A 26627-nucleotide genomic window follows, 5' to 3' on the forward strand; every position below is an offset into this window, starting at 1 on the left:
CGACGCCAGCGCGCGACGGACTTGCTGGGGTTAATGGCCGAATAAGGCCGGATTGTTCTTCTTGAGGACGCTGTACGGGATGACCGACCAGTCCGGGTTGTCGCAATTGCGCGCGACGCGGGCGAAATAGGCGCCGACGTACAGGCCCTTGTCGGTGAGATACCAGGGACCGAAATCCCACACGCCGGGATCGGTGTAGTCGCAGCCGTCACCGTCGTCGCCTTTCATGGCGTCCGGATAGAGCCGCTGGAGCAGCTTCACCACGGCCGGCGCGTAGACCTTCTCGCGGTACTGGGACCACGCGTCGGAATGCTCGGCCGGCTTCTTGCCGGTGCCGAGCCAGTACAGGTCTTCCAGCGCCAGTTCCTTGCCGGTGGCCGCGTCGATGGTGGTGCCGTCGACGGAGAAATCCGGATGGGCCGCGCCATAGCAGCTCCAGCTGCTGGACACGGCATAGCTGACGAAGCGCTCGTCGAGGTAATGGCTGGATACCTCCAGCGACTCGACGCCCGAACCGCCCTCGCCGTTCGCGCAGCCGAAGTAGGACTGCAGGCCGGTGTAGAAGCCGGCGTCGATGGTGCGGTTGATCGCGGCCATGGCGGCGTCCGGATAGCCACCGGTCACATGGAACATGCTGACCTTGGACAGCGGCTCGGAGAACCACTGGATCTGGTACTTGCCGCCGACGGTTTCCTGCTTGCCGGGCACGAAATGGAGATCCGCCAGCCGCAGCTTTTCGTAGTCCGCCAGCGGACGCGCGAACTTCAGGTCGGGCCGCGGCGCCGGCACCGAACCGGCGGCCACCGCATGCAGTTCGACCGGCAGGCTGGCGCCCTTGCCGCTGGTAAAGGTGCCCTTGAAGCCGTCGCCGGTCCTGGTGAGCAGGAAACGATCCGACTTCGCCTGATCGCTGTCGTAGGCGGCCGAGCTGAGCTTGTAGCCCTGCTTGTCGGGCGCGCCGCGCAGCGGGATGTCCTGCTTGTACTTCTCGTAGAAATACGTGCCGGAGACGTCGCCGTCGGACTCGTCCAGCTGCATCACGACCGGATACTTGCCGACGGTGCCACGCAGCAGGCGGCTTTCGGCGCGCAACGCGGCCGTGGGCAGCACGGCCAGTACGAACAGGGCGATCGAGGCGCTTCTCATCCGAGGGCTCTTCCTTGTGTGTCCGGCTCGCGCAGGAGCGCGAGCAATGCGCTGCGCATTCAATCTTCCTTGCCGACGGCTTGCTTCACCGCATGCTTGGTGGCGTTCCAGCCGTCGCGTGCGCCATGGCCGATCTTCAGGCCGACATCCTTCGCGCCGTGTCCCACCTTCAGGCCGGCATCGCGCGCGCCATGACCGACCTCGACGCCGGCATCGCGCGCGCCGTGGCCGACCTTGACGCCCGCATCGCGCGCACCGTGGCCGACCTTGACGCCCGCATCGCGCGCACCGTGGCCGACCTTGACGGCCGTATCCCGGGTGGCGTGGCCGACATCGCGGCCGGCGTCGCCGACCGCGTGACCGGCGGCCTTGGCATCCTGCTTGATGGTCTGGCCGGTGCTTTCCTGCGCGCCGGCCGTGCCGATGCCTGCCGCCAGTGCCGCACAGGCGATCAGGATCCGGGAGATCTTGCTGCTGTTCATGCGGGCACCTCGTCAGTGGTCAGGTGGATCGGATGGCTGGCTTCAGGCGTCGATGCGCTTGGCGCCCGCGTCCAGGCCGGCCTTCAGGCTGCCCTCGACGAATTCGTCGAGGTCGCCGTCCAGCACCTTCTGCGTATCGGAGCGCTCGATGCCGGTGCGCAGGTCCTTGATGCGGCTCTGGTCCAGCACGTAGTTGCGAATCTGGCTGCCCCAGCCGATGTCGGACTTGGTCGCTTCCAGCGCGTCCTTCTCGGCGTTGCGCTTCTGCAGCTCCAGCTCGTACAGCTTGGCCTTGAGCATCTTCATCGCGCGGTCGCGGTTGGCATGCTGGCTGCGCTCGGTCTGGCAGGCCACCACCACGCCCGAGGGCATGTGGGTGATACGCACGGCCGACTCGGTCTTGTTCACATGCTGGCCGCCGGCGCCGGACGAGCGGTACACGTCGGTGCGCAGGTCCGCCGGATTGATCTCGATATCGATGTCGTCGTCGACTTCCGGCGACACGAACACCGAGGTGAAGCTGGTGTGGCGGCGGTTGTCGGAGTCGAACGGGCTCTTGCGCACCAGGCGGTGCACGCCGATCTCGGTCTTGAGCCAGCCGTAGGCGTAGTCGCCTTCGACGCGGAAGGTGGCGGACTTGATGCCGGCCACGTCGCCGCCGCTGACTTCCAGCAGCTCGGCCTTCCAGCCGCGCGATTCGGCCCAGCGCAGGTACATGCGCAGCAGGATTTCGGCCCAGTCCTGCGCCTCGGTGCCGCCGGCACCGGCCTGGATGTCGACGAACGCATTGGCGGCGTCCATCTTGCCGGAGAACATGCGCTGGAATTCCAGCTTGCCCACCTGGGCGTCGAGCTTGCCGAGGTCGTCCACGATGGAGAGCACGGTGGACTCGTCGTTGTCGGCGACGGCCATCTCGAGCAGGTCGCTGGCGTCGGCGAGGCCGGCAGTCATCGTGTCGATGCCGCTGACGATGGTGTCCAGGCGGGCGCGTTCGCGGCCCAGCTCCTGCGCGCGCGGCGGATCGTCCCACACGGTGGGGCTTTCCAGTTCGCGGCTTACTTCTTCGAGGCGCTCTCGCTTGGTGGCGTAGTCAAAGATACCCCCTAAGCGACTCGACGCGGCCCTTGAGGTCCGCGATCTGCGCGAGGATCGGATTGGTCTCGATCATGGATGGATAAGGCTTGGAAAATGGCCGGAAAGGATAACAGGCGCACCTCGCCCACGGTAGGTTGGGGTGACCCCAACGGACGTCGAGACAGCATGAAAGGTCCGTTGGGGTTGTCACCCCAACCTACAGCGCCTGCTGGTGCACCCCGCGCACCGCGCGCCCGGACGGGTCCGCCGCCGCGGCGAAGGCCGGGTCCCAGGCCAGCGCGGCCGGCGAGGAACAGGCGATCGACTTGCCGCCCGGCACCGTGGCCGCGCAGGCCTCGCCGGGGAAGTGCTGCTCGAAGATGCGGCGGTACAGGTAAGCCTCCTTGGTCGCCGGCGGGTTGTGCGGGAAGCGCGTGGAGGCGGCGGCGAACTCGCGGTCGCTGACCACCTGCTCGGCATGCGCCTTCAGCCCGTCGATCCAGCCGTAGCCGACGCCGTCGCTGAACTGTTCCTTCTGCCGCCACAGGATCGAATCCGGCAACGCGCCCTGGAAGGCCTCGCGCAGCACCGCCTTCTCGATGCGGCCGTGGCCGGCCATCTTGTACCTGGCGTCCAGGCCCATGGCCACGTCCAGGAATTCCAGGTCCAGGAACGGCACGCGCGCTTCCACGCCCCAGGCCATCATGGCCTTGTTGGCGCGCAGGCAGTCGAAGCTGTGCAGGGCGTCGAGCTTGCGCACGGTTTCCTCGTGGAAGGCTTCCGGCGACGGCGCCTTATGGAAATACAGGTAACCGCCGAAGATCTCGTCCGAGCCCTCGCCCGACAGCACCATCTTCACGCCCATCGCCTTGATGCGCCGGGCCAGCAAGAACATCGGCGTGGAGGCGCGAATAGTGGTGACGTCGTAGGTCTCGATATGGCGGATCACTTCGGGCAACGCGTCGAGGCCTTCCCAGAAGGTGTAGACGAAGCCGTGGTGCACGGTGCCCAGCGCATCGGCGGCGACCTGGGCGGCGGCGAGATCCGGCGAACCCTCCAATCCGATCGCGAAGGAATGCAGGCGCGGCCACCAGGCCTCGCTGCGGTCGTCGTCCTCGATGCGCTCGCGGGCGAAGCGCGCGGCGCAGGCGGCGACCAGCGAGGAATCCAGGCCGCCGGAGAGCAGCACGCCGTAGGGCACGTCGGTCATCAGCTGGCGGTGCACGGCCTGTTCGAAGGCGCCGCGCAGTGCGGACGGCTCCAGCTGCTGGCCGTGGGTCACCTCGTAGGAGCGCCAGTGCTTGCGGTAATAGCGCGTCACCTCGCCGGTGGCGCTGTCGTACACGTGGCCCGGCGGGAAGGCCGACACATCGGCGCAGACGCCGACCAGAGCCTTCATCTCCGAGGCCACGCACAACCGCCCTTCCCCGTCGTGGCCCCAGTACAGCGGGCAGACGCCGATCGGATCGCGCGCGATGAGGTAGCGCTGCGTGGCGCTGTCCCACAGCGCGAAGGCGAAGATGCCGTTGAGCTGCTTGATGCCGCGCGCCAGGAATTCCTCCGGCCCCAGCTCGCGGTAGAGCGCATTGATCACTTCGCAGTCCGAGCCGGTGGTGAAGTCGTAGCCGCTGGCGGCGCGCAGCTCGCGGTGGTTGTAGATCTCGCCGTTCACCGCCAGGGCCAGGGTCTCCTCGCGCGAGCGCAGCGGCTGCGAGCCGCTGGCCGGGTCGACGATGGCCAGGCGCTCATGCACCAGGATCACCCCGGCGTCGACGAACACGCCGCTCCAGTCCGGCCCGCGATGGCGCTGGCGCTGCGAGAGTTCCAGCGCCTGGCGGCGCAGGCCGGCGAGGTCGTCGCCGGGTTGCAGGTCGAACATGCCGAAGATGGAACACATGGTTTGACGCTCCTGAGGGTGTATGACGCGCAAAACTGCGGACTGGGAAAAAAGAAAGGGCCCGCTTGTGGCGGGCCCTTTTGCGTGATTCTCGAGACTTTTTCGTGTCTACACGCCGGCCCACCCGTCGATGCGGGGATTGTTATTGGCGTTGTTATTCAGGACGTTCGCGGACGAGCGCAGGTTCGCCGCGTAGGCGGCGAAGGCGGGGCGCTGGCTGGCGAAGGTCGAGGACATGTGGCCGACTAGAGCACAGCTTTGCTGCGCCGCGCAAGAGGAATTTTTCGCCCCGCCAATCACGTAGGTTGGGGTGAGCCGCAGGCGAACCCCAACGCGGCGGTCGCGCTGGATGGGCCTGTTGGGGTTCGCCGCTGGCTCACCCCAACCTACGTATCAGGCGCTGACCCAGTTCCGCGCCTCTTCCAACTGCGCCGTCTCGTACAGCCGAAACTCTCCCGGCGACAGGAACCCCAGCGCCTTGGCCAGGTTGCGCATCCAGCCCACGTCGGTGACCAGGGCCGCGCGCTCCCAGCCGCTGAAATGGCGGAAGCCCAGCTTGGCGTCGTCCCACATCGCGGCGGCGTCGAAGCCGGTGAAGTCCTGGTCGATATGGAAAATCACCCGCAGCTTGCGGTTGAGCGCGAAGGCCGCCTCGATATCCGGAATCACCACCCGCTCGTAGTCGGCCGCGGTGACCTGGTTGTGCGCGGTGAAACCGATCACGCCGGGCGGCAGGCCGGTCATCTGCACGATCATGGCATCAGCTCCTCAATGGATGAGACTGACCTTATCCAAGCGCGCCGCTCGTTGCGCGGACAGCTAGGCGCCGTGAAGAAGCACGCAACAAATCACAGCGGCTCGATATGGCGCAGCAGCAGGCGCGGACTCTCGCGGCCCTGCCAGTCGTTGATGGTCAGCTCGTAGGCGGCGCGCAGGCGCGACGGCGGCGGCTGGCCGGTGTAGCCGCCGAACATCACCGCGTCGAGCACGGCGCCGTCGCGCGGATCGCTCAGGCTCAGGCGCAGGTGGGTCTCGCCCATCACGCGCCAGCTGGCGCAGGCGAATTCGTTCTCGAACACCGGTTCCGGAAACGCCTGACCCCAGGGACCGCCGTAGCGCAGCTGGCGTGCCAGCTCCAGGGTGGCGGCGCCGGGCGGCAGTTCGCCGTCGGTATACAGCACGTGCTCCAGGCATGCCTCGTCGAGCCAGTCGCGGGCGATGGCGTCGAAAGCTGCGGCGAAGCGGGCGAAATCATCGGCCTTCAGGCTCAGCCCCGCGGCCATGGCGTGGCCGCCGAAGCGTTCGATCAGACCTGGCTGGCGCGCGTCGATCGCGGCCAGCGCATCGCGGATATGGAAGCCGGCGATGGAACGGCCGGAGCCGCGCAGTTCGCCGGTGTTGTCCTCGCTGGCCGGGGCGAAGGCGATCGCCGGGCGATGCAGCCGCTCCTTCAGCTTGGACGCGACCAGGCCCACCACGCCGGCATGCCATGAAGGTTCGAACAGCGCCACGCCGACCGCATCGATATCGGCGGCGCGCGCGACCATCACCTCGGCCTCGGCCACCATCGTCGCCTGCAGTTCGCGGCGCTCCTGATTGATCGCGCTCAGCTGCTCGGCATAACGGCGCGCCACAGCGGGAATGTCGGTGAGCAGGCACTCCACCCCCAGGCGCATGTCTTCCAGGCGGCCGGCGGCATTGAGGCGCGGACCCACCGAGAAACCCAGGTCGCTGGCGCACAGCGTGGCGACGGAGCGCTTGCCGGCATCGACCAGCGCCGCGATGCCCGGGCAGGCGCGGCCCGCACGGATGCGCTTGAGGCCTGCTTCGACCAGCACGCGGTTGTTGTAGTCCAGCGGCACCAGGTCGGCGACGGTGCCCAGCGCGACCAGGTCCAGCAGCACGGACAGGTCCGGCTCCTTGCCTTCGGCGAAGGCGCCCTGCCCGCGCAGTGTCGAGCGCAAGGCCAGCAGCAGATAGAACATCACGCCGACGCCGGCCAATGCCTTGCTGGGAAACGCATCGCCGGCCAGGTTCGGATTGACCATCGCATCGGCCGCCGGCAACTGCTCGCCGGGCAGATGGTGGTCGGTGACGATCACGCGGATACCCAGCGCCTGCGCCGTGGCGACGCCGCTGACGCTCGCCACGCCGTTGTCGACGGTGATGATCAGCTGCGGCCGCGGCTGCAGCGATTCGACCAGCGCCGGACTCAGGCCATAGCCATGGATGAAACGATTCGGCACCGCGTAATCGACCTGGCGTGCGCCGAGCATGCGCAGGCCGCGCACGGCGACGGCCGTGCCGGTGGCGCCATCGCAGTCGTAGTCGCCGGCGATCAGGATGCGCCAGTCGCCGCGGATCGCCTCGATCAGCAGCTCCACCGCGCGCTCCATGCCGCCGAGCTGGTGCGGCGCCAGCATGCAGGCGAGCCGGTGATCGGCGTCGGCCGGGCCGAGCACGCCGCGCGCGGCATAGATCTGCCGCAGCACCGGATGCACCGCGTCGCTCCAGCCCTGCGGCTCGCCCTTCGGCAGGCGGCGACGCAGATCGAGCCGGGGACTCATCGGCGCCCACCGCGCCAGAAGCGCAGGCGATGCCAGGGACGCTGCAGCCAGCGCTCGCCGCTGGCGAAGGACAGCTGCAGCGGCGCCGCGGCGAGGCGCTGTAACGTCGGCCACCAGCTGCCGGCAAGTTCGCTCGCCTGCAGATCCTGCAGGTCGACCAGCCAGCCGGAGCCGGCCTCGGCGATCGCCTGCGGCGTGCGCGGCACGACCTGGACGCCGGCCCGCGCGGCCAGCGCGCCGAGCAGCACGTCATCGCTGACGCAGGCATGCAGCTGGCTGCGCACCTCGGTCGGCAGATGGCCGCCGCCCCACAGCCACAGGCTGTTGACCGGCGGCAGGCCGCGCTCGCGGCGCCGGGCATTCAAGGGATGCTGATGCAGCAGCACCTGCGCCTCGGTGAGCAGCGCGCGCCAGCGCCGCCCCTGCGGTCCTTCCGGCAAATGCTGCACGAGGTTTTCGCCCAGCGCCTGGTCGGGCGAGGCGAACGCCGGCAGCGCGAGGCCGGGCGGCACGCGCACGTGCCAGCGGTCCGGCGTGCCGACTTCCAGCGCCATGCCGGCATCGGCGAACGCCGGCTGCAGCGACTCGGCCAGGGTGCGGGCCTCGTCCACGCTCAGCTGCATCTGGCCGCAGGCCAGCAGGCGGGCGCCGTTGAGGTCGGGCTGGATCCAGGCCGGATCGGCGCTAAGCCAGATCGCGTCACCGGCATCGCCCGCCAGCAGTTCGCGGGTGAGCGCGGCCGGCGCGAAACCGTCCGCGCAATCGAAATAGCCCGCGAGGCCGCCGAGGAAACCGCGCGGGCCGTCATCGAGGCGGTCGGCGCGCGCCAGCCAGGCGCGCAGCGGATGGTCCGGCTCGAAGCGCGGCAGGTCGGGCAGCCACAGTTCCAGCGGTCGCGCCGCGTCCGCCATCGCCTCAGGCCTCCAGCAGCTCGTACAGCTCCAGCCACTGGGCTTCGAGCGTTTCCTTTTCGCGGCGCAGCTCGCCCTGGCGCTGGCCGAGCTTCATCAGCTCGGCCGTGGAGCCGTTGTAGACGCCGGGCTCGGCCAGCTTCGCTTCGAGCTTGCCCAGTTCGTCATCGATGGCGGCCATACGCGTCTCGAGCTTCTTCACCTTCTGGCGCGTGGCCTTTTCGTTCTCGCGCTGCGCGGCGGCCGCGCGGCGGCGGTCGGCGGCGGAGACAGCCGGCGCGCCGTCGGTATCCCCGGCGGTCTTCCTCGGCGCCGCGCCGCGGGCGCGCAGCCAGCGGGCATAGTCGTCCAGGTCGCCGTCGAAGCCCTCGACCTTGCCGTCGGCGACGCGCCAGAAGCTGTCGCAGACCATGCCCAGCAGATGGCGGTCGTGCGAGACCAGCACCAGCGCGCCGTCGAAGTCGGCCAGCGCGTCGGCCAGCGCTTCGCGCATGTCCAGGTCCAGATGGTTGGTGGGTTCGTCCAGCAGCAGCAGGTTGGGCTTGTCCCAGGCGATCAGCGCCAGCGCCAGGCGCGCGCGCTCGCCGCCGGAGAAGCCATCGACCGATTCGAAGGCGCGGTCGCCGGCGAAATTCCAGCCGCCGAGGAAATCGCGCAGCACCTGCGTGCCGACACCCGGCGCCTTGTCCTGCAGGTGCTGGAGCGGACTGGAGCCCTCGTGCAGGCTCTCCACCGTGTGCTGGGCGAAGTAGCCGATCTTCAGGTCCTTGTGCACCTTGCGCTCGCCGCCCAGCGGAGCCAGTTCGCCGACCAGGGTCTTCACCAGCGTGGATTTACCGGCGCCGTTGGGACCGAGCAGGCCGACGCGGTCGCCGGCTTCGAGGCGGAAGCGCACATCATGCAGGATCACCGCGGGCTCGCCGCCGTGCTCGTCCGGATAGCCGGCGGCCACCTCTTCGAGCTGCAGCATCGAATCGGGCAGGCGATCGGGCACGGCGAACTGAAAGCGGAACGCGCGCTCCGCGCGCACCGCCTCGGTGCCGGCCATCTTCTCCAGCCGCTTCATGCGCGACTGCGCCTGCTTGGCCTTGCTGGCCTTGGCCTTGAAGCGGTCGATGAAGGACTGCAGGTGGGCGCGCTCGGCCTGCTCGCGCTCGTGCGCGATCTGCTGCAGGCGCAGCTGCTCGGCGCGCTGGCGCTCGAAGGCGCTGTAGTTGCCGGTGTAGAGCTTGGCGCGGCCTTCGTTGAGATGCAGGGTGTGGGTGATCACGCCGTCGAGGAATTCGCGGTCGTGCGAGATCACCAGCAAGGTGCCCTGGTAGCGGCGCAGCCATTCCTCCAGCCACAGCACGGCGTCGAGGTCCAGGTGGTTGGTGGGTTCGTCCAGCAGCAGCAGTTCGGACGGCGCCATCAGCGCGCGCGCCAGGTTCAGGCGTACGCGCCAGCCGCCGGAGAACTCGCGCACCGCACGCTCGTGCGTCTCCGGCGCGAAACCCAGGCCGTGCAGCAGGCGGCCGGCACGGGCGCGGGCATCGTAGCCGTGCAGCTCCTCGATGCGGTGGTGAGCCTTGGCCATGGCTTCGGTGTCGCCGCGCGCCTGGGCGTCGAGTTCGTCGCGCAGGGCGATGGCCAGCTCCTCGTCGCCGCCCATGACGTATTCGATGGCCGGATCGGGCAGCGCCGGCGTTTCCTGGGCCACCGAGGCCAGGCGCAGGCGCGAGGGCAGATCCAGCTCGCCGGCGTCGGCCTCGACCTGGCCCTGCAGGGCGGCGAACAGGCTGGACTTGCCGCAGCCGTTGCGGCCGACCACGCCCAGCCGCCAGCCGCTCTGGATCACCAGGTCGATATCGGACAGCAGCAGGCGGGCGCCGCGGCGCAGGGCGAAATGGCGGAAGGCGATCATCGGGACAACGTATCCATGAATAGGGCGTCCAGGCACCCTCAGCCGCCCATCATAGCGGACGCGGCACCCGCCCCCGCGGCCGGAATGCCCACCCCATCGCAGTCGCACGCCCTGCTCGTAGCGTCCCCGCCGCGGTTTCTGCTACAACGACGCCGCACTGCGCAGCGGCCTCGCGTCGCTGCCGCTCGGGGGCATTCGACATACATATGACGTGCGGAGGCGCAGCCTGACTGCCCCCGTCAACGTGGAGAGGGGACCATGACCAAGTTCGGCATCAGCCTGCCCATGCTCGTGTTGCTCGCCGCCGGCGCCGTTGCGCCGCAGCCGGCCCGGGCGGACAACCTGCTGATCAATCGCGTGAAGCAGGAACAGGGCATGAACCTCCCGACCCGCGGCATGAGCATGGAGCAGGTCGAGCAGAAGTTCGGCGCGCCCAAGCGCAAGCTCTCGCCGCGCGGCGGCGACACGGCCAAGCATCCGGTGATCAATCGCTGGGATTACTCGAACTTCATCGTGTATTTCGAGCACAGCCATGTGATCCATGCGGTGCTCAATACGCCAGCCGGCAACAACAAGAATCCGGAATCGGTGAACTGAGGGCCCAGCCCTCGGCAGTACGCCTATCCAGCGTCTGAGTAACGGGCTGCGCCATGCGCGGCCCGTTTCGCTGTTCATGCTGCCCATTCGTCACGGCGGCGCCCTACAATTCGCGTTTCCTCCTGTTACGCGAGTCCCCACATGAGCCACGCCACCTTGCGCCTGCCGGCGGAATGGGAACCCCAGTCGGCCGTCCTGATCGCCTGGCCGCATGCGGATACCGACTGGGCGGACCGCCTGGCCGAGGTGGAAACCACTTATGTGGCGCTGGCCGCCGCGGTCACCCGCTTCGAGCCGCTGATCGTCGTGGTCGCCGACGCCGAGCTGCGTGCGCACGTCGAAGGCAAGCTGCGCGAGGCCGGCGTGGACCTGGGCCGCGTCCGCCTGATCGAGCTGCCGTATGACGATACCTGGCTGCGCGATTCCGGCCCGATCACCCTGAAGGATGACCGAGGCGCGTTCCAGCTTACCGATTTCCGCTTCACCGGCTGGGGCGGCAAGTTCGGCGCCGAGCAGGACGATGCGCTGGTGGCCGGCCTGGTGAAGGCCGGCGTGTTCGGTCGCGCCGCGCACCGGCGCATCGACTGGGCGCTGGAAGGCGGCGGCATCGAGAGCGACGGCGCCGGCACCGTGCTGACCACCTGGCGCTGCCTGGTGCAGCGCCATCCGGAGCAGTCGCGCGAGGAGATGAGCGCGATCCTGCGCGACGGCCTGCACGCCAGCCGCATCCTGTGGCTGGACTACGGCTATCTGGAAGGCGACGACACCGACGCGCATATCGATACGCTCGCGCGCTTCGCGCCGGACGGCCGCATCGTGTTCCAGGCCTGCGACGATCTCGACGACGCGCACCACGACGAACTGTCGCGCATGGCCGGCGAGTTGGCCGCGCTGTGCATGGCGGACGGCAAGCCCTACGAGCTGTATCCCCTGCCCTGGGCCAAGCCCATCGTCGATGAAGGCCGCCGCCTCGCGGCGTCGTATGCGAACTATCTGATCGTCAACGGCGGCGTGCTGGTGCCTGCGTATGGCGATCCGGCCGACGACGAAGCGGCGCGTATCATCGGTGCGGCCCATCCCGGTCGCGAGGTGGTGCAGGTACCGTGCCGTCCGCTGATCTGGCAGAACGGCAGCCTGCATTGCATCACCATGCAGTTGCCGGCAGGCATCTACGGCTGAAACACGGCGTAGGTTGGGGTGAGCCGCAGGCGAACCCCAACGTGGCGACCATGGTGATAGTCCCGTCGGGGTTCGCCTGCGGCTCACCCCAACCTACGCGCTCTCCCTACGAGAAGGCCTTCCGTCATGACCCGCCTGGCCCGCCTGGATATCTATACGCGGCTGCGCCAGCGCATCGCTTCGGCACCGTTCGCCGAACTGACCGTGGTGCGCATCGGCAGCGGCAGCAAGCGGATCGATGACGGTGCCGACAGCGTGGAAGTCGCTACCGGCCAATATCTCGCGGTGGCGTCCGGGCAGCTGCTCAATATCGAGAACATTCCCGCGCCGGCGGGCGTCTATGCCGCCAGTTGCCTGAGCATTCTCTCGGACCTGCCCTACCCGCGCGCCGACCTGCCGCCCCGGCGCTGGGCGCGCCTGTCGCCGAACACCGCGCTGGACCAGGCTTTCGCGCATGCGGAACAAGGCCTGCGCGAAGCGCTGACGCCGGCCCTGCTGCGCTATCGCGTCGGCGAATTGCTGGAGGCCCTGGCCTTCTCCGGTTTCATGCCGGTGCCGCGCGAAGACGAACCGACCGCCGAACGCCTGCGCATGCTCCTGGCCACCGCGCCCGGCGACGACTGGCGCGCCGAAGACGTCGCCGCGCGCCTGGCCATGAGTGCGGCCACGCTGCGCCGGCGCCTGGCGGCAGAGCACTCCGGCTTCCGCGCGGTGCTGGAAGAAGTGCGGCTGAGCCATGCGCTCGCCCTGGTGCAAGGCAGCGCGCAACCGCTCAAATGGGTGGCGCTGGAATGCGGTTACCAGTCGGCCTCGCGCTTCGCCGAACGCTTCCGCGAACGTTTCGGCTGCCTGCCGTCCGAACTGCGCGGCGAAGAAAACCCGGCCGCGCGCGACGGCCTCGCCGCCTGAGCGTTTCGGGCGACGCCTTGCGCGTTCGCGGGCATGCGGCGCGCCGACAAGCGCGCATGCTGCGCTCCACTTCGATGGAGGACACCATGCGCACCTTGTTGAGCACCCTGTTTTTTGTCGCGGCCGCCGTGTCGGCGCAGGCAGCGGATTTCAAGCTGGCGGTCGATGCCGGCGCGGACGGCGGCTTCGCCCAGCGCTTTACCTATGACGGCTTCGGCTGCACGGGACAGAACCTCGCGCCGGCGCTGCATTGGGAAGGCGTGCCGGCCAAGGCGCGCAGCCTCGCGCTGACTGTCTACGATCCCGATGCGCCCACCGGCAGCGGCTGGTGGCACTGGGTGGTGCTCGACCTGCCTGCGGCCAGCACCGGCCTGCCGCAGGGCGGCGCCCTGCCCGCCGGCGCGTTCGCGCTGCGCAATGACTTCGGCGACACCCACTGGGGCGGCCCCTGCCCGCCGCAGGGCGACAAGCCGCATCGCTACGTATTCACCGTGCATGCGCTGGACGTGCCCGACCTGGGCCTGCCGGCCGATGCATCGCCGGCCAAGGCCGGTTTCATGATCCGCCAGCACACGGTGGGCACGGCGCAGGTCACCTTGCGCTACGGCCGCTGAGGCGGGACGACACGGCAAGCGGGTTTGACGGAACGCCGCGGGCGACTCCGCTACAATTGCGTCCTTTCGCCCCCAGCGAGCAGGACTCCCATGACCCGCAAGACCCTCAAGGTCGCGCTGCTGCAGGAAACCCACCGCGGCAGCCGCGACGCCAACCTCGATGCGATCGAGGCCGGCCTGCGCGAAGCCGCCGCGGCCGGCGCCGAGCTGGTGCTGCTGCAGGAACTGCACAACGGCCCGTATTTCTGCCAGCACGAGTCGGTGGGCGAGTTCGACCATGCCGAAACCATCCCCGGCCCCGGCACCGAGCGCATCGGCAAGCTGGCCGAGGAGCTCAAGCTGGTGGTGGTCGCCTCGCTGTTCGAGAAGCGCGCCACCGGCCTGTACCACAACACTGCGGTGGTGTTCGACCGCTCGGCGAAGATCGCCGGCAAGTACCGCAAGATGCACATTCCGGACGATCCGGCGTTCTACGAGAAGTTCTATTTCACGCCGGGCGACCTGGGCTTCGATCCGATCGACACCGCGGTCGGCCGCCTGGGCGTGCTGGTGTGCTGGGACCAGTGGTATCCGGAAGCCGCGCGCCTGATGGCGCTGGCCGGCGCGGAGCTGCTGCTCTATCCCACCGCGATCGGCTGGGATCCGAACGACGAGCAGGCCGAGAAGGACCGCCAGCGCGAAGCCTGGGTCACCGTGCAGCGCGGCCACGCGGTGGCCAACGGCCTGCCGCTGCTGGCCTGCAACCGCACCGGCTACGAGCCCGACCCGTCGGGCGTGGGCGCCGGCATCCAGTTCTGGGGCACCAGCTTCGTGGCCGGGCCGCAGGGCGAATTCCTCGGCCAGGCCGGCACCGACGGGCGCCAGCTGCTGGTGGTGGAGATCGACATGGCGCGCAGCGAACACGTGCGGCGCATCTGGCCGTTCCTGCGCGACCGCCGCATCGACGCCTACGGCGATCTGCTCAAGCGCTTCCGCGACTGAAGCGTGACCTGTGGCCGGGCGGCTTGCGCCCTCCGGCCACCGACCCCATGCAGTGATTTCCCTTCCGCACCGACACGACGCATGAGCCTGGATTCCACCGACACCACCCTGCCCGCCGCCCTCGAAGGCCAGCCCATCGAGCGCGTGGTCCGCGACGGCGTCGAATACGTGGTGCTCGGCACGGCACATGTCTCGCGCGCCAGCGTGGAAGCGGTGCGCGAACTGCTGGCGCGCGAGCGTTTCGACGCGGTGGCGGTCGAGCTGTGTGCCAGCCGTGCGCAGGGCATGCGCGATCCCGATGCCTTGAAGAAGATGGATCTGTTCCAGGTGATCCGCCAGGGCAAGGCCGGCATGGTCGCCGCCAGCCTGGTGCTGTCCACCTTCCAGAAGCGCCTGGCCGACCAGTTCGGCATCGAGCCCGGTGCCGAAATGAAAGCGGCCATGGACGGCGCCGAACAGCGCGGCGTACCGGTATGGCTGGTCGACCGCGAGGTCGGCACCACGCTCAAGCGCGCCTGGCGCAGCGTCGGCTTCTGGCAGCGCTTCGGCCTGATGGGCGGCCTGTTCGCCAGCGTATTCGAGCGCGAGGCGATCGAAGAAAAGGAAATCGAAAAGCTCAAGCAGGGCGACATGCTGGAGAGTGCCTTCAGCGAATTCGCCAGCCAGTCCGAGCCGCTGTATCGCAGCCTGATCGCCGAACGCGACGCCTACATGGCCGCACGCCTGCGCGAGGAAGCCGGACTGGCCGGCTACGGCGGCGAGCCTCGCCGCGTGCTGGTGGTGATCGGCGCGGGCCACCTGAAGGGCCTGTGCGAACTGCTGCGCACCCAGCAAGGCGATGCCGCCGCGCAAGCCGCGGAGCTGGCCACGCTGCCGGTGAAATCGAGCTGGCCGAAGTGGATCGCCATCGGCCTGGTGCTGCTGGTGTTCGCCGCCATCGCGATCGCGTTCCATCGCAACGCGGCGCTGGGCGCGCAGGCGCTGCGCGACTGGGTGATGTACACCGCGGGCTTCTCCGCGCTGGGCGCCATCGTCGCCGGCGGCCATCCGCTGAGCGTGCTGGCCGCCGCGGTGGCCGGGCCGATCAAGCCGTTCCGCCCCGGCGTGCCGTCCGGCGCGATCAGTGCGATGGCCGAAGCCTGGGTGCGCAAGCCGCGCGTGGCCGACTTCGAGACCCTGCGCGACGACATCGGCCACTGGACCGGCTGGTGGAAGAACCGCGTGGCGCGCACCCTGCTCAACTTCCTGCTGGTATGCGTGGGCACCATCGCCGGCGAATACACCGCCGGCATCCATATCTTCAAGAGCCTGTTCTGAAGCTCAGGGCTGGTGCAGGCCCTTGACCAGCACGTCGAGCAGCTGGTCGTCCTGGTCCAGGCTCTGCTCCCAGTACATCGCGCCGCCGAGGTGCTGCGACTTGATGAAGCCGGTCTTCAGCTGCAATGACTGCGGGTCTTCGTAACTGACGAAGCTGCGCGTCTTCGCATTCCACAGATACGGCACCTGGGCCTGCTCGTCCCAATAGCGCACGTAGCCGTGCTTGCCGATGTAATCGGCCGTGAGTTCGCGCCACGACGGCGCGCCGAAGAACTTGCCGTACTTCTGCTGCAGGCCGTTGTGTTCCGGCGCCACGTCGGTGAAGGCGCGGCCGTAGAAGGGCACGCCGAGCACCAGCTTCGAAGCCGGCACGCCCGCCGCCAGGTACTGCTTCACCGCCTTGTCCGCGGCGCGGTCATCGGGCGGATCGAACTTCGACGGATGCAGGCCGGCATGATGGCCGGTGGTCGGCGTCAGGCTGTTGTGGAAGTCGTAGGCCATCAGGTTGAACCAGTCCAGCGAGCGCGCCACGCGCGCCAGCTCGATGCCGGCGACGAATTCATTGTCGGCCGAGGCGATGGTCAGCAGGTAGTGGCGGCCCTTGTGCTGCTTGCCCAGTACTTCCAGGCGCGCACGCACGGCTTCCAGCATCAGGCTGAAGTTGCGGCGGTCTTCGGGACGGTGGCTGATGTTGCCGCCAGGGAGCGTCGGGTATTCCCAGTCGACGTCCAGGCCGTCGAGGTCGTGCTGCTCGATCAGCTTCGCCGCATCGTCCGCGAAGCGCTTGCGCGAGGCCTCGGTGAGCGCGGCCTCGGAGAAATGCCCCGCGCTCCAGCCGCCCACCGAGAGCACGATACGCAAGTCCGGATGGCGCTGGCGCAGCCCGACCAGGCTGGCCAGCGAGGCCGTGGCATGCGGACTGCGCAGCACGATATGGCCCTGCTCGTCGAGCGTACCGAAGGCGTAGTTGAGGACATCGACCTTGGCCGGATCGATCGCCGGCAGCGGATCGGCGTCGGCCACATAGCCCACGATGCGATAGGTGGCTGGCGATTCTTTCGCCACCGCGCTCCCCATCAACGCCAAGGCGACCAGGCCCAGCACCCAGCGGAAGGCCGCCGGGCGGCCGTTCGACGCATTCCCCACCATGCCCGCTCCTTATCTTCAAGTGTCTTCGGCGGGGCCGTGCGCCAGCCCCTCGACGTTATTGTCCCTGCTCGGACCCACCGACTATACTTCCGAGACTTTAACGCCATGTACCCGTCGGAATCGTGGGAATGATGATGACTCGACTGCAATTGCTCGGCCTGACCGTCGCTGCCGCTCTACTCGTCACTGGCAGCGCGCATGCCGAAGGCGACAAGGCCGCCGGCCGCAAACTGATCTATACCTGCAATGGCTGCCACGGCGTCGAGGGTTACGAAAACGCCTATCCGCGCTATCCCGTACCGAAGATCGCGGGCCAGAACGCGCAGTACATCGTCAACGCGCTGCACGGCTACAAGGCCGGCGACCGCAACCACCCGACCATGGGCGCCCAGGCACAGAGCCTGTCCGACAAGGACATCGAGGACATCGCCGCCTACCTGTCCAGCCTGGCCAAATAAGTAGCCCAAGGATCCGAGGATTCCGCATGAATCGTGCGCTTACCCTGCTTTCGTTCGGCGCCGTCCTGGCGTTCGCATCCCTCCAGGCGCAGGCCGCCGGCAATATCGAAGCCGGCAAGCAGAAGGCCGCCGCCTGCTTCGCCTGCCACGGCGCCGACGGCAACGCGGTCGACCCGCAGTACCCGCGCCTGGCCGGCCAGTACAACATGTACATCCAGCGTGCATTGCACGAGTACAAGAGCGGCGCGCGCAACAACGCGATCATGAAGGGCTTCGTCGCCACGCTGTCCGAGCAGGACATCGAGGATGTGGCGGCGTATTTCTCGTCGCAGCCGACCAAGCTCGGCACGCTCGAAGGGCATATCCAGGGCGACAAGTAAGTCGCGCTGACTGCCGCATGAAAAAGGCCCGCTCGCGCGGGCCTTTTTGATTTCCGGCGTAGGTTGGGGTGAGCCGCGGGCGAACCCCAACGCTGCGAAACGTATGAAGGTGACGATGTTGGGGTTCGCCTGCGGCTCACCCCAACCTACGCCGTGTATCACCCCAGCGCCGACTGCCCTTCCCGCTTGCTGTAGTACGGATTGCTGCCGCCCGCATGATCGGTGGCGTCGCGCACTTCGGTGATCTCCGGCACGCGCTCGCGCAGCGTCTTCTCCACGCCCTGCTTGAGCGTGACGTCGACCATGCCGCAACCATGGCAGCCGCCGCCGAACTGCAGCACCACCACGCCCTCGGCGCTCACTTCCAACAGGCTGATGCGCCCGCCGTGCGCGGCGATGCGCGGATTGACCTCGGCGTCGAGCACATAGCGCACGCGCTCCACCAGGCTTGCTTCCATGCCGGGCATGTCGCCCTTGATGCGCGGCGCGCGGATATTGAGCTGGCCGCCGGTGGCGTTGGATTCGTAGTCGATGCTGGCGCCGTCCAGCCAGGGCGCGCTGTCGCCCTCGACCTGGAACAGGAAGCCATCGCACTCGATGGTCCATTCGTTGCCGGTGAGCTCGTCCGGCTCGCAGAACTCCAGTTCGCAATTGGCGGCAGGCGTGCCCGGCGCGGTGACGCGCAGGCGGATGCTCAGTCCGTCGATGCCCTGCTGGGACAGAAGGCGCAGGAAATGCCGCTGCGCGCGCTCGGAAATATCGATCATGCCTGCTCCGGGGAAACGGGCCGGCGGCGGGTGCGAGCCCGCGGCGGCCGGGAAACAGCACCATTTTAGTCCTCTTTCGCGCGGACTGCATGGTTTTGACTTTTCGCCGCGCAGCTTCGACGCTTCGCGTTTTGAATCCGCCGGAGTTTCGACCATGAGCCAAGCCGACCTCGCCAGCCAGCACTGCACCCCGCGCAAGGGCAAGGAACACGCGCTGGACGGCGTGCAGATCGAGACGCTGCTGGCGCGGCTGCCGGGCTGGCGGGTAGCGGCGGAGGGCAAGGCGATCGTGAAGGACTTCAAGTTCGCGGATTTCCATCACACGCTGGGCTTCATCAACGCCGTCGGCTTCATGGCCAACCAGGAAGACCACCATCCGGACCTCGAGGCCGGTTACGGCCATTGCCAGGTGCTGTGGTCGACGCATGACGTCGGCGGGCTTTCGCTCAACGACTTCATCTGCGCCGCGCGCGTCGAGGCCTTGCTGGCGCGTTGAGCTTGGGCGCGCGCCTGCTCCCCGCAGTACGCGCCGCCGGCTTCGTGCTGGCGGCGGCCTTGTTGTTGCTGGGGCTGCGCGCGCTGGCCGGCTGGATGGTGGAAAACCACCTGCGGCATGAGGCCGGACGCGAGCTGCATGCGCTGCAGGCTGGCCAGCCGCTGTGGCGCTGGAGCTTGCGACAGCCGCGCGACCTCGTGGCCGGGCGGGCGTTCGGCAACGCCACGGTCCGTGGCGGTGCAACCGGGCTGAAGGTGAGCAGCCGCGACGGGAAAACCTTCGAGCTGGGCCTGCCGGTGATGCGGCCGATGGATCTGGCGCATTGGCCGCAGCTGTGGCTGGTCATGCGCGTCAGCAAGGCGGCACAGTTGTCCCTGGTCGTCCAGCCCCAGGCGCAGGCGCCGGCCTGCGTGGCGCAGACCGACGCGATTCCCGCCGGCGATGCGGCCACGTTCGTATTCGATCTGCGCAAGCTCGATTGGCGGCATGCGGACAGTTCGGCGTGCGCGCTGCCGGCGACCGTGGCCTACCTGTTCCGCCTGCGCGTGCAGCTGCCCGCCGGCGAAACGCTGGAACTGCGCGAGGCATCGCTGGTCGCCGAGCGGCCTGTGCGTTTACCCGGCGCCGCGCCCACCGTCGATCTGTCGGCGGGACGGGAGATCGACCTGCTTGAACAGGTGACGGCCGCTCCCACCATGCCGGCCGTGCCCTTGGTCTGGCTGCCGCGCGATGGCTCCGTGGAAACCTGGCTGCAGCTGCGCGATCGCCTGCACGGACTCTGGCCGGCGGCGATCGTCGTCCCGGCCGGCACCGTGCTGACCCCCATGGCGGATGACACCGGACCGGCCTGGGTGGGCTGGGCGGTCTGTGCCGCCTATCTGCTGCTCATGCTCTATGCCGCGCGCCGCGAGATTCATCCGGCCTGGGATGTTCTGCTGGTGGCCGCGGGCCCGCTCTGGCTGATCGCCGGGTTGCAGTGGGGACTGCATGCGTCGGCTCCGGCCGCGACCGCTTTCGTCGCCGCCCTGGTCTGGGCGGCCTGGCGGGAAATACGGCAGCGCCCGGCGGACTGGCATTGGCTGGGCGGCAAGACGACGGACTGGCTGGCTCCGCTGGCCCTGCTGCCGGTCGCCGGCGGCTTGCCGATCCTGCTCGGCCACGGTTTCGCCGCGCCGGAATGGCGGCATGCCTTCTTATATGTCGGCTGGGCCGGGCTGCAGCAGTGGCTGATGCTGGCGGTGGTGCTGCGCCGGCTGCAACGCTGGCCGGGCGGATCGGCCTTGCCGATTCTTGGCGCGGCGACCCTGTTCGCCCTGCTGCATGTCCCGAACGGGGCGCTCATGCAGCTGTGCTTCCTGGCCGAGCTGTGGTGGGCCTGGTGTTTTCTACGCTCCCGCCGCCTGCTGCCGATCGCCCTGGCTCACGCCGGCTGCGCGCTGCTGGTGGAAAGCGGCTTGAGCGGCGCGGTGCTGCGCTCGCTGGAAGTCAGTGCGCGTTTCTTCCTCTAGGCCGATAGCCTTCGGGATATTTTCCTTTCACCGCAAGCACATCCAGGAAGTTCTTCAAGTCTTCCGGCAGCGGCGCCGAGAAGCCGTAGGCGCGCCCGTCCAGCTCGAAGCTCAGGTGCGCGGCATGCAGGAACAGCCGCTGCAGGCCCAGCTCGCGGAAGCGCTTGTTGGCTTCCTTGTCGCCGTATTTGGCGTCGCCGGCCAGCGGATGGCCGACATGCGCGGCATGGACGCGGATCTGGTGGGTGCGGCCGGTGCCCAGGGTGGCCTGCATCAGGCGGGCGCCGGGGTACTGCTCCATCTCGCGGAAAAAAGTGAGCGAGGCCTTGCCGTTATCGGACACTCTTACCATCCGTTCTCCGCCCTGCAGCACGGATTTGAGCAACGGCGCGTTGACGTCGAACTTGGCCTTGTTCGGATGCCCGACCATCAGGCACAGGTACTGCTTGGTCACCTCGTTGGAACGGATCAGCGCCTGCAGGCCGGTCAGGCCGGCGCGGGTGCGGGCGAACACGAGCACGCCGCTGGTATCGCGATCCAGGCGGTGCACCAGTTCCAGGTGCTCGTTCGGCCGGGCCGCGCGCAGCAGTTCGATCGCCCCATGGCTGACCCCGCTGCCGCCATGGCTGGCGATGCCGGCGGGCTTGTCGATCACCAGGAAGTGCTTGTCCTCGAAGATGACCGCTTCGGCGACAGCGTCGATCAGCCCGGCCGAGGGCGGCTGCTCGCCGGTCTTCTCCGGGGCCATCCGCACCGGCGGAATCCGCAGCATATCGCCCGCGGTGAGACGGGTTTCCGGCTTGGCGCGCTTGCCGTTCACACGCACCTGACCGGTGCGCAGCAGACGGTAGATCATGCTCTTCGGGACGCCCTTGAGCAGGGTCATGAGGGCGTTGTCGATCCGCTGGCCGTCCCGTTCGGGGCCGATCTCGACTTGACGCACTCCGTGAGGTGCGTCGTGGGAAGTTGCCGTCTGCATTGAAAAAAACCTGACTAGATAGGATACTCGGCCGGCGCTACGTCCCAGCCCGCCGAACTTCCGGTCCGGGTCGGGACGCCCGCCCGTGACGCCGGCGAGGATAGCGCCGGCCGCTCACCCGGCAGCCGGTCGCTGCTCCCTTTCATCGTAACGGTTCGGGTTGCCGTTTGTCCGATTGTTAAGCGAGATGCTTAACAAACCGGCGCGGCTGGCGTGATGCCACGAATACCCCGGAGCCGGCAACGGCGCCGTCTTTTTGCCGCTTCACCGCAGCGGCGCGATCCCCGGCAGGCCGCCCAGAAGGCGCCACCGCGGCACGCGACGCGCGGCAAGCCAAGGAAAATTACAATGAAACGTATGTTGATCAACGCGACTCAGCGTGAAGAGTTGCGTGTGGCCATTGTCGATGGCCAGACCCTGTACGACCTCGACATCGAGATCCCCTCCCGCGAACAGAAAAAGGCCAACATCTACAAGGGCCGCATCACTCGCGTCGAACCCTCCCTGGAAGCCTGCTTCGTCGAATACGGCGCGGAACGCCACGGCTTCCTGCCGCTGAAGGAAATCGCGCGGGAATATTTCACGCCGGGCCTGGATCCCAACAAGGCGAATATTCGCGACCTGATCAAGGAAGGCCACGAAGTGGTCGTCCAGGTCGAGAAGGAAGAGCGCGGCAACAAGGGCGCCGCCCTCACCACCTATATCAGCCTGGCCGGCCGCTACATGGTGCTGATGCCGAACAACCCGAAGGCCGGCGGCGTCTCGCGCCGGATCGAGGGCGAGGACCGGCAGGCCCTGAAGGAAGCCCTGGAGCACCTCACCGTTCCGGACGACGTCGGCCTGATCGTGCGCACCGCCGGCATGGGCCGCGACGCCGAGGAGCTGCAGTGGGACCTGGACTACCTGCTGCAGCTGTGGAAGGCCATCTCGGCCGCCGCCAGCGCGCAGAAGGCGCCGTTCCTGATCTACCAGGAATCGAAGCTGTTCATCCGCGCCCTGCGCGACTACCTGCGCAATGACATCGGCGAGATCCTCATCGACGAGGAAGCCCTGTACAACGACGCGCGCGAGTTCATGCAGCAGGTCATGCCCAATGCCCTGCGCAAGCTCAAGCTGTACCGCGACGACACCCCGCTGTTCTCGCGCTACCAGATCGAGACCCAGATCGAGAGCGCCTTCGACCGCCAGGTGCGCCTGCCATCCGGCGGCTCGATCGTGATCGACCAGACCGAAGCGCTGACCGCGATCGACATCAACTCCTCGAAGGCCACCAAGGGCAGCGACATCGAGGAAACCGCGTTCAACACCAACTGCGAGGCGGCGGTGGAAATCGCCCGTCAGCTGCGCATCCGCGACGCCGGCGGCCTGATCGTGATCGATTTCATCGACATGGACAGCCCCAAGCACCAGCGCGAAGTGGAAGAGCGCCTGAAGGACGCGCTGAAGCTGGACCGCGCCCGCGTGCAGGTCGGCCGCATCTCGCGCTTTGGCCTGCTGGAGATGTCCCGCCAGCGCCTGCGTCCCAGCCTGGGTGAAGCCACCCAGGTGGTGTGCCCGCGCTGCGAAGGCCATGGCCATATCCGCAGCGTGGAATCGCTGGCGCTGTCGACCCTGCGCCTGATCGAAGAGCACGCCATGAAGGACAACACCGGCCAGGTGCTGGTGCAGGCGCCGCCGGCGGTGGCCAACTTCATGCTCAACGAGAAGCGCGCCGGCGTGGTCGAAGTCGAACTGCGCAACAAGGTCCACGTGGTGATCGTGGCCGACGACCAGCTCGAGACCCCGCACATCCAGATCCAGCGCATCCGCGAAGCGGAGATGGGCGAGCACAGCAAGCCCAGCTACGAGCGCCGGACCGTGGTGGAAGCCGCGCCGATCCCGAAGATGGGCCAGGCCCTGGGCAGCGGCGAGCAGCCGGCGGTCAGCGGCATCGTGCCCGCCTCGCCTGCTCCGGTACGCGAGGAAACCGCGCAGGCTCCGGTCGCCGCGCAGCAACCCACGCAGCCGGCGGCGCGTCCCGCCGCCGCGCCCGTGCCGAGCGGCGGCCTGATTTCCCGCTTCCTGGGCTGGTTCCGCAGCACCCCGGCCCCGGCGCCCGCGCCGGTAGCCAGGCGCGAGGCGGCTCCGTCCGCCGGCGGCGGGCGCAACCAGCGTCGTGACGAGCGTGGCCGCGGCCAGCCGCAGAACCGCCAGCAGCAACAGCCGCAGCAGCGCCGCGAACCGCAGCAGGGCAAGCAGGGCCAGGGACAGAACCAGGGCCAGGCGCAGCAGCAGGGCAAGGGCAACCGCCAGCGCGGCAACGAACAGCAGCAGCGCCAGCCCGGCAAGCAGGAACAGCAGCAGCCGCGCCAACAGCAGCCGAAGGCGGCCGAGGCACAGGTCGAGCGCAAGCAGCCTCAGCAGCAGCCGCGCCAGGAGCAGGCCAAGCCGGCACAGCCGCAGGCGCAGGAGCCGCGTCAGCCCCGCCCCGCTGCGCAGCAGCCTGCCGCCGTGCAGCAGCCGGTGGCCGCGCAACCGTTCATGCCGCCGCAGCCCGCCGCCCAGGCGCCGCGCCCGGTCGCCGCTCCAGCCGATGAAGCCGCGCAGGAAGCCGCACTCGTCGCCAAGCCGGTAACCGACGCCGTGGCGCCCGACGCGCTGGATCCGGCCGCCGCCGAAGCCGAGGGCAGCCAGCCCCGTCGTCGCCGTGGTCGCCGCGGTGGCCGCCGCCGCCGTCGCCACGAGGATGCCGGCCAGCCCGGTGCGTCCGAGGGCCAGCTGGACAACGAGTTCGATCTGGATGACGAGGATCGCGAGGAAGACGGCACGGGCGAGACCGCCAAGGCCGAGCCGCGTCCTGCCACGTCGGCCGCTCCGGCAGTCGCTGCCGCGGCAGCCGCCACGGCCGTGATCGCCGCCGACAGCATCGAGGCCGAAGCCGCCAACCATGCGCCGGCCGCCGAACGGGAACTTGAGCTCCCGGTGGTCGAGACGCCTGCGCCGGCACCGGCTTCGTTCAACCTGCCCGCGCTGCCGCCGCTCCCCGCGAAGACGGACGAGCCGGAAGCCGCGGAAGCACCCGCCGAACCGGTGGTGGCGCATGTGCCGGCGATGGAAGCCGCGCCGGTCGTCGCCGATGTCTCGGCACCGCCTGCCGCCGTGGCGGAGAGCGAAGTACGCGTGACGGCGCCGGTGGCGACGCCGGAGCCCGCCCCGCTGTTGGTTGCCGAGGCGGTGGTCGCCGAACCTGTCGTCGCGGCGCCTGCGGCCGAAGCCGCGCCGGTCGAACCGATGGTGGAGACGGCCAAGCTCGAGCCGGCGGTCGAGGCGGTCGAAGCCAGGACCGCGACGGTCGAAGTCCCGGTCCAGCCCGCAGCCACGCCGGAACCGGCGGTTGTCCAGGCGCAGCCCACCGTCGTCCACGAGCAGCAGCCGGAAGCCGCCGCGCCCGCGCCCGCCACCCAGCTGCCCACGCAGGGCGACCTGCTGGGCCACGTGGCCGAGCCGACCGCAGCCCCGACGATCCCTCAGGCCGCCGATGCCGCCCCCGGCGACGAGGCGACGGAAGAAGAAAAGAAGGACGGCCACGCCTCCAACGGCTGAGCGTCCGTCTCGCGCAACGAAAAAGCCGGGCCCATGGCCCGGCTTTTTTTATGGTGCGGATGCGGCGGCGCGTTCCCTTTTGGAACGGACTGCGCGAACGCGCAGCCGCTCAGTTTCCGCCGATCTGATTGTTGTGCGTATCGAGCAGCCCGTGGATCGTCATCAGGTGCGCGAGGCTCACGATATGGTCCACCTGCAGCTTCTCCATCAGGCGCTGCTTGTAGGTGGACACCGTCTTCGGACTCAGGTTGAGCTGCTCGCCGATGGTGGTGAGCGCCTTGCCGCGCACCAGCATCATGGCCACCTCCAGCTCGCGGCTCGACAACGCGTCGAACGGCGAGGCCTCGCCGTCCAGCGTGGCCAGGGCCAGCTGCTGGGCCACCGCGGGGGCTAGATAACGGCGGCCGCCGGCCACCTGGCGCACCGCGCACAACAGCTCCTCGGCCGTGCAGCCCTTGGTGAGATAGCCGGTGGCGCCGGCCTCCAAAAGCCGCTTGGGGAAACGTGCATCGTCCACCACCGTGATGATGATGATCTGCGTCGGCAGCTTGGCGCGCGCGACGCGTTCGGTGAGTTCGATGCCGCTCATGCCCGGCATGTGCACGTCGACCAGGGCGATTTCCGGCTCATGCGCGCGAATCAGCTTCAAGCCGTCTTCCGCGGTACCCGCCTCGCCACAGATATGCACGTCCGGCTGCTGCTGCAGGATCATCCGAAACCCGGTGCGGACCAGCTCGTGATCGTCGATAAGAACCAGATTGATCACGCCGCCGCCCTCCGTGGGTCAAGCCCGTGAAAGTAGGCGGCATGCGCATGCGATGCAAGCACCCCCCTGTATGTGCCGTCCACCAACATAAAAGCTTCTTCTCGCCTCCCTTTCTCGGACTGCCGACCGCCACCGCTTGGATTGACGCAAGTATCCTCGATCGTCCCGACCAGGTCTGTCAGTCATGACCTACGGAGTGTCGTCATAAGCCGGCGAGTGTTATGCCCCCGTGATGATATTCGCCTTTTTTGACAGGCCTGAAAGTGTTGTGGCGCCGGGAAATGCAGCGGCACGGACGAGCGCGAGCGCCGACGGCGGCGATCCTTGTGCTGACATGGTTTTAGGAGTGATTCCGGCGCTTTACCGCACGAAGGCCCCGCTATGCACCTGCTGTTCGACGACACAGCCCTTCCCCCTTGCCTGACAAATCCGGACGCGAGCGTCGTAGGGCATCCCTCAGGCAAGGCTGTCGATGTGATCGTGGATGCGCTGCCGTATGGCCTGCTCGCCGTCCGCTCCGGCCGGAAGCCCCAGGAACATTTCCGAGCGAATGTCGACGATGTCTTCGCCGAAGCGGATGGCGAACACGCACACGGTCTGCTCCGCATTTCCGACAAAAGAAATGTCGTACTGGAAACCTTTGTAATCGCCTTTGAGTTCTTTCATCGGTCGACTCCGCCGACCATTCTCCGCATAGGTCCAGGCGGGACAACGCCGGTCGTGAAGGAATCCGAACAAAGACGTGCATGGCATTCACTGTCGTGACTGCGCCGCCATGTGCTTTTGATCTGCCGGCCATAAGACAGACAGCCGCGCTTCATGGCGCAACCGCCGAACTGGCGCGCAAATGAACGAAGCGGACAGCGCTCTCGATCGCATGCGAGAGCCGGCGTCATGACGCGCGGCGGCGAGACAAGAGGGAGGCCTGGTGCCCGGAGCGGGGACCTAATTTGGGCAAGATTCCA

General features: G+C 68.3%; 25 protein-coding genes. 11 read left to right on the plus strand and 14 right to left on the minus strand.

Annotated elements, in window-relative coordinates; genetic code table 11:
• Nucleotides 1-30 precede the first annotated feature (30 nt).
• The 9 genes from BM172_RS04015 to BM172_RS04050 form a co-directional block, all read right to left on the minus strand.
• The gene (locus BM172_RS04015) at nucleotides 31-1146 is read right to left on the minus strand and encodes a hypothetical protein (RefSeq protein WP_026636592.1); all 1116 of its coding nucleotides are present in this window, start codon (nucleotides 1144-1146) and stop codon (nucleotides 31-33) included.
• Between the two features lie 59 nt (nucleotides 1147-1205).
• Nucleotides 1206-1628, minus strand: coding sequence for a hypothetical protein (locus tag BM172_RS04020; protein WP_026636591.1), 423 nt, complete (start codon nucleotides 1626-1628; stop codon nucleotides 1206-1208).
• A gap of 42 nt (nucleotides 1629-1670) precedes the next feature.
• Nucleotides 1671-2796, minus strand: a protein-coding gene (gene prfB / locus BM172_RS04025) for a peptide chain release factor 2 (protein WP_143096445.1) whose coding sequence is annotated in 2 segments (ribosomal slippage) — nucleotides 1671-2720 and nucleotides 2722-2796 — 1125 coding nt in all. Because the reading frame shifts where the segments join, the coding sequence is not laid out codon by codon here.
• Nucleotides 2797-2919: 123 nt separating this feature from the next.
• Nucleotides 2920-4599 carry an asparagine synthase B gene (asnB, locus tag BM172_RS04030; RefSeq protein ID WP_026636589.1) on the minus strand — a complete coding sequence of 560 codons (1680 nt, stop codon included), beginning with the start codon at nucleotides 4597-4599 and terminating at the stop codon, nucleotides 2920-2922.
• Nucleotides 4600-4707: 108 nt separating this feature from the next.
• Entirely contained in the window at nucleotides 4708-4836 is a 129-nt protein-coding gene (locus BM172_RS22865; RefSeq protein WP_269320416.1) for a hypothetical protein, read from the minus strand.
• A gap of 156 nt (nucleotides 4837-4992) precedes the next feature.
• Nucleotides 4993-5355 (minus strand): SpoIIAA family protein, encoded by a 363-nt coding sequence (locus BM172_RS04035; RefSeq protein WP_026636588.1) that lies wholly within the window; start codon nucleotides 5353-5355, stop codon nucleotides 4993-4995.
• 92 nt (nucleotides 5356-5447) lie between these two features.
• Complete coding sequence (gene recJ / locus BM172_RS04040; protein WP_026636587.1) at nucleotides 5448-7166, minus strand: single-stranded-DNA-specific exonuclease RecJ; 1719 nt, start codon at nucleotides 7164-7166, stop codon at nucleotides 5448-5450.
• On the minus strand, nucleotides 7163-8077 hold the full coding sequence (locus BM172_RS04045) for a phosphoglycerate mutase (protein WP_026636586.1): 915 nt from the start codon (nucleotides 8075-8077) through the stop codon (nucleotides 7163-7165). The genes recJ and BM172_RS04045 overlap by 4 nt, the downstream gene beginning before the upstream one ends.
• A 4-nt stretch (nucleotides 8078-8081) precedes the next feature.
• The gene (locus tag BM172_RS04050) at nucleotides 8082-9980 is read right to left on the minus strand and encodes an ABC-F family ATP-binding cassette domain-containing protein (protein ID WP_026636585.1); all 1899 of its coding nucleotides are present in this window, start codon (nucleotides 9978-9980) and stop codon (nucleotides 8082-8084) included.
• Nucleotides 9981-10238: 258 nt separating this feature from the next.
• Between BM172_RS04050 and BM172_RS04055 the strand changes: the two genes are divergently transcribed.
• From BM172_RS04055 to BM172_RS04080, 6 genes are all read left to right on the plus strand, one after another.
• Entirely contained in the window at nucleotides 10239-10577 is a 339-nt protein-coding gene (locus BM172_RS04055) for a hypothetical protein (protein ID WP_026636584.1), read from the plus strand.
• A 141-nt stretch (nucleotides 10578-10718) separates the two neighbouring features.
• Complete coding sequence (locus tag BM172_RS04060; protein WP_026636583.1) at nucleotides 10719-11756, plus strand: agmatine deiminase family protein; 1038 nt, start codon at nucleotides 10719-10721, stop codon at nucleotides 11754-11756.
• A gap of 126 nt (nucleotides 11757-11882) precedes the next feature.
• Nucleotides 11883-12665 carry a helix-turn-helix transcriptional regulator gene (locus BM172_RS04065; RefSeq protein ID WP_051549020.1) on the plus strand — a complete coding sequence of 261 codons (783 nt, stop codon included), beginning with the start codon at nucleotides 11883-11885 and terminating at the stop codon, nucleotides 12663-12665.
• 86 nt (nucleotides 12666-12751) lie between these two features.
• The gene (locus BM172_RS04070; RefSeq protein WP_090423550.1) at nucleotides 12752-13279 is read left to right on the plus strand and encodes a YbhB/YbcL family Raf kinase inhibitor-like protein; all 528 of its coding nucleotides are present in this window, start codon (nucleotides 12752-12754) and stop codon (nucleotides 13277-13279) included.
• Nucleotides 13280-13369: 90 nt separating this feature from the next.
• Nucleotides 13370-14260, plus strand: coding sequence for a carbon-nitrogen hydrolase (locus tag BM172_RS04075; protein WP_026636581.1), 891 nt, complete (start codon nucleotides 13370-13372; stop codon nucleotides 14258-14260).
• 81 nt (nucleotides 14261-14341) lie between these two features.
• Complete coding sequence (locus BM172_RS04080) at nucleotides 14342-15577, plus strand: TraB/GumN family protein (RefSeq protein ID WP_026636580.1); 1236 nt, start codon at nucleotides 14342-14344, stop codon at nucleotides 15575-15577.
• A gap of 3 nt (nucleotides 15578-15580) precedes the next feature.
• Here BM172_RS04080 and BM172_RS04085 read toward each other — a convergent pair whose 3' ends face one another.
• Nucleotides 15581-16726: a glycoside hydrolase family 18 protein gene (locus tag BM172_RS04085; RefSeq protein WP_051549018.1), complete on the minus strand. Its 1146-nt coding sequence runs from the start codon at nucleotides 16724-16726 to the stop codon at nucleotides 15581-15583.
• 134 nt (nucleotides 16727-16860) lie between these two features.
• Here BM172_RS04085 and BM172_RS04090 point away from each other — a divergent pair, with 134 nt between their 5' ends.
• Nucleotides 16861-17184, plus strand: a complete 324-nt coding sequence (locus BM172_RS04090; RefSeq protein WP_026636578.1) for a c-type cytochrome — start codon at nucleotides 16861-16863, stop codon at nucleotides 17182-17184.
• Nucleotides 17185-17210: 26 nt separating this feature from the next.
• A complete protein-coding gene (locus tag BM172_RS04095) occupies nucleotides 17211-17564 on the plus strand; it encodes a c-type cytochrome (RefSeq protein WP_026636577.1) in 354 nt (117 codons plus the stop codon).
• 158 nt (nucleotides 17565-17722) lie between these two features.
• Here the strand turns inward: BM172_RS04095 and BM172_RS04100 are convergent, their stop codons facing one another.
• On the minus strand, nucleotides 17723-18331 hold the full coding sequence (locus BM172_RS04100; protein ID WP_026636576.1) for an NfuA family Fe-S biogenesis protein: 609 nt from the start codon (nucleotides 18329-18331) through the stop codon (nucleotides 17723-17725).
• 154 nt (nucleotides 18332-18485) lie between these two features.
• On the opposite strand from BM172_RS04100, the gene BM172_RS04105 reads away from it, so the two are divergent.
• Both BM172_RS04105 and BM172_RS04110 read left to right on the plus strand, forming a co-directional pair.
• Nucleotides 18486-18827 (plus strand): 4a-hydroxytetrahydrobiopterin dehydratase, encoded by a 342-nt coding sequence (locus BM172_RS04105; protein ID WP_026636575.1) that lies wholly within the window; start codon nucleotides 18486-18488, stop codon nucleotides 18825-18827.
• 2 nt (nucleotides 18828-18829) lie between these two features.
• A complete protein-coding gene (locus BM172_RS04110; protein ID WP_026636574.1) occupies nucleotides 18830-20335 on the plus strand; it encodes a CPBP family intramembrane glutamic endopeptidase in 1506 nt (501 codons plus the stop codon).
• Here the strand turns inward: BM172_RS04110 and BM172_RS04115 are convergent.
• Entirely contained in the window at nucleotides 20313-21314 is a 1002-nt protein-coding gene (locus tag BM172_RS04115; protein ID WP_081805279.1) for an RluA family pseudouridine synthase, read from the minus strand. The genes BM172_RS04110 and BM172_RS04115 overlap by 23 nt on opposite strands.
• A 348-nt stretch (nucleotides 21315-21662) precedes the next feature.
• On the opposite strand from BM172_RS04115, the gene rne reads away from it, so the two are divergent.
• Nucleotides 21663-24896 (plus strand): ribonuclease E, encoded by a 3234-nt coding sequence (gene rne / locus BM172_RS04120; protein WP_081805278.1) that lies wholly within the window; start codon nucleotides 21663-21665, stop codon nucleotides 24894-24896.
• Between the two features lie 109 nt (nucleotides 24897-25005).
• Here rne and BM172_RS04125 read toward each other — a convergent pair whose 3' ends face one another.
• Nucleotides 25006-25662 (minus strand): response regulator, encoded by a 657-nt coding sequence (locus BM172_RS04125; RefSeq protein ID WP_026636573.1) that lies wholly within the window; start codon nucleotides 25660-25662, stop codon nucleotides 25006-25008.
• Between the two features lie 456 nt (nucleotides 25663-26118).
• Nucleotides 26119-26328: a hypothetical protein gene (locus BM172_RS04130; protein WP_026636572.1), complete on the minus strand. Its 210-nt coding sequence runs from the start codon at nucleotides 26326-26328 to the stop codon at nucleotides 26119-26121.
• Nucleotides 26329-26627: the final 299 nt, after the last annotated feature.

The sequence above is a fragment of the Dyella marensis genome (genome assembly GCF_900112865.1).
In the GTDB taxonomy this organism is placed as follows: Bacteria; Pseudomonadota; Gammaproteobacteria; order Xanthomonadales; family Rhodanobacteraceae; genus Dyella_D; species Dyella_D marensis_A.

Coding starts and splice junctions, on each gene's coding strand:
- BM172_RS04015 (WP_026636592.1), bottom strand. CDS start 1,146: ATGAGAAGCGCCTCGATCGCCCTGTTCGTACTGGCCGTGCTGCCCACG.
- BM172_RS04020 (WP_026636591.1), bottom strand. CDS start 1,628: ATGAACAGCAGCAAGATCTCCCGGATCCTGATCGCCTGTGCGGCACTG.
- asnB (WP_026636589.1), bottom strand. CDS start 4,599: ATGTGTTCCATCTTCGGCATGTTCGACCTGCAACCCGGCGACGACCTC.
- BM172_RS22865 (WP_269320416.1), bottom strand. CDS start 4,836: ATGTCCTCGACCTTCGCCAGCCAGCGCCCCGCCTTCGCCGCCTACGCG.
- BM172_RS04035 (WP_026636588.1), bottom strand. CDS start 5,355: ATGATCGTGCAGATGACCGGCCTGCCGCCCGGCGTGATCGGTTTCACC.
- recJ (WP_026636587.1), bottom strand. CDS start 7,166: ATGAGTCCCCGGCTCGATCTGCGTCGCCGCCTGCCGAAGGGCGAGCCG.
- BM172_RS04045 (WP_026636586.1), bottom strand. CDS start 8,077: ATGGCGGACGCGGCGCGACCGCTGGAACTGTGGCTGCCCGACCTGCCG.
- BM172_RS04050 (WP_026636585.1), bottom strand. CDS start 9,980: ATGATCGCCTTCCGCCATTTCGCCCTGCGCCGCGGCGCCCGCCTGCTG.
- BM172_RS04055 (WP_026636584.1), top strand. CDS start 10,239: ATGACCAAGTTCGGCATCAGCCTGCCCATGCTCGTGTTGCTCGCCGCC.
- BM172_RS04060 (WP_026636583.1), top strand. CDS start 10,719: ATGAGCCACGCCACCTTGCGCCTGCCGGCGGAATGGGAACCCCAGTCG.
- BM172_RS04065 (WP_051549020.1), top strand. CDS start 11,883: ATGACCCGCCTGGCCCGCCTGGATATCTATACGCGGCTGCGCCAGCGC.
- BM172_RS04070 (WP_090423550.1), top strand. CDS start 12,752: ATGCGCACCTTGTTGAGCACCCTGTTTTTTGTCGCGGCCGCCGTGTCG.
- BM172_RS04075 (WP_026636581.1), top strand. CDS start 13,370: ATGACCCGCAAGACCCTCAAGGTCGCGCTGCTGCAGGAAACCCACCGC.
- BM172_RS04080 (WP_026636580.1), top strand. CDS start 14,342: ATGAGCCTGGATTCCACCGACACCACCCTGCCCGCCGCCCTCGAAGGC.
- BM172_RS04085 (WP_051549018.1), bottom strand. CDS start 16,726: ATGGTGGGGAATGCGTCGAACGGCCGCCCGGCGGCCTTCCGCTGGGTG.
- BM172_RS04090 (WP_026636578.1), top strand. CDS start 16,861: ATGACTCGACTGCAATTGCTCGGCCTGACCGTCGCTGCCGCTCTACTC.
- BM172_RS04095 (WP_026636577.1), top strand. CDS start 17,211: ATGAATCGTGCGCTTACCCTGCTTTCGTTCGGCGCCGTCCTGGCGTTC.
- BM172_RS04100 (WP_026636576.1), bottom strand. CDS start 18,331: ATGATCGATATTTCCGAGCGCGCGCAGCGGCATTTCCTGCGCCTTCTG.
- BM172_RS04105 (WP_026636575.1), top strand. CDS start 18,486: ATGAGCCAAGCCGACCTCGCCAGCCAGCACTGCACCCCGCGCAAGGGC.
- BM172_RS04115 (WP_081805279.1), bottom strand. CDS start 21,314: ATGCAGACGGCAACTTCCCACGACGCACCTCACGGAGTGCGTCAAGTC.
- rne (WP_081805278.1), top strand. CDS start 21,663: ATGAAACGTATGTTGATCAACGCGACTCAGCGTGAAGAGTTGCGTGTG.
- BM172_RS04130 (WP_026636572.1), bottom strand. CDS start 26,328: ATGAAAGAACTCAAAGGCGATTACAAAGGTTTCCAGTACGACATTTCT.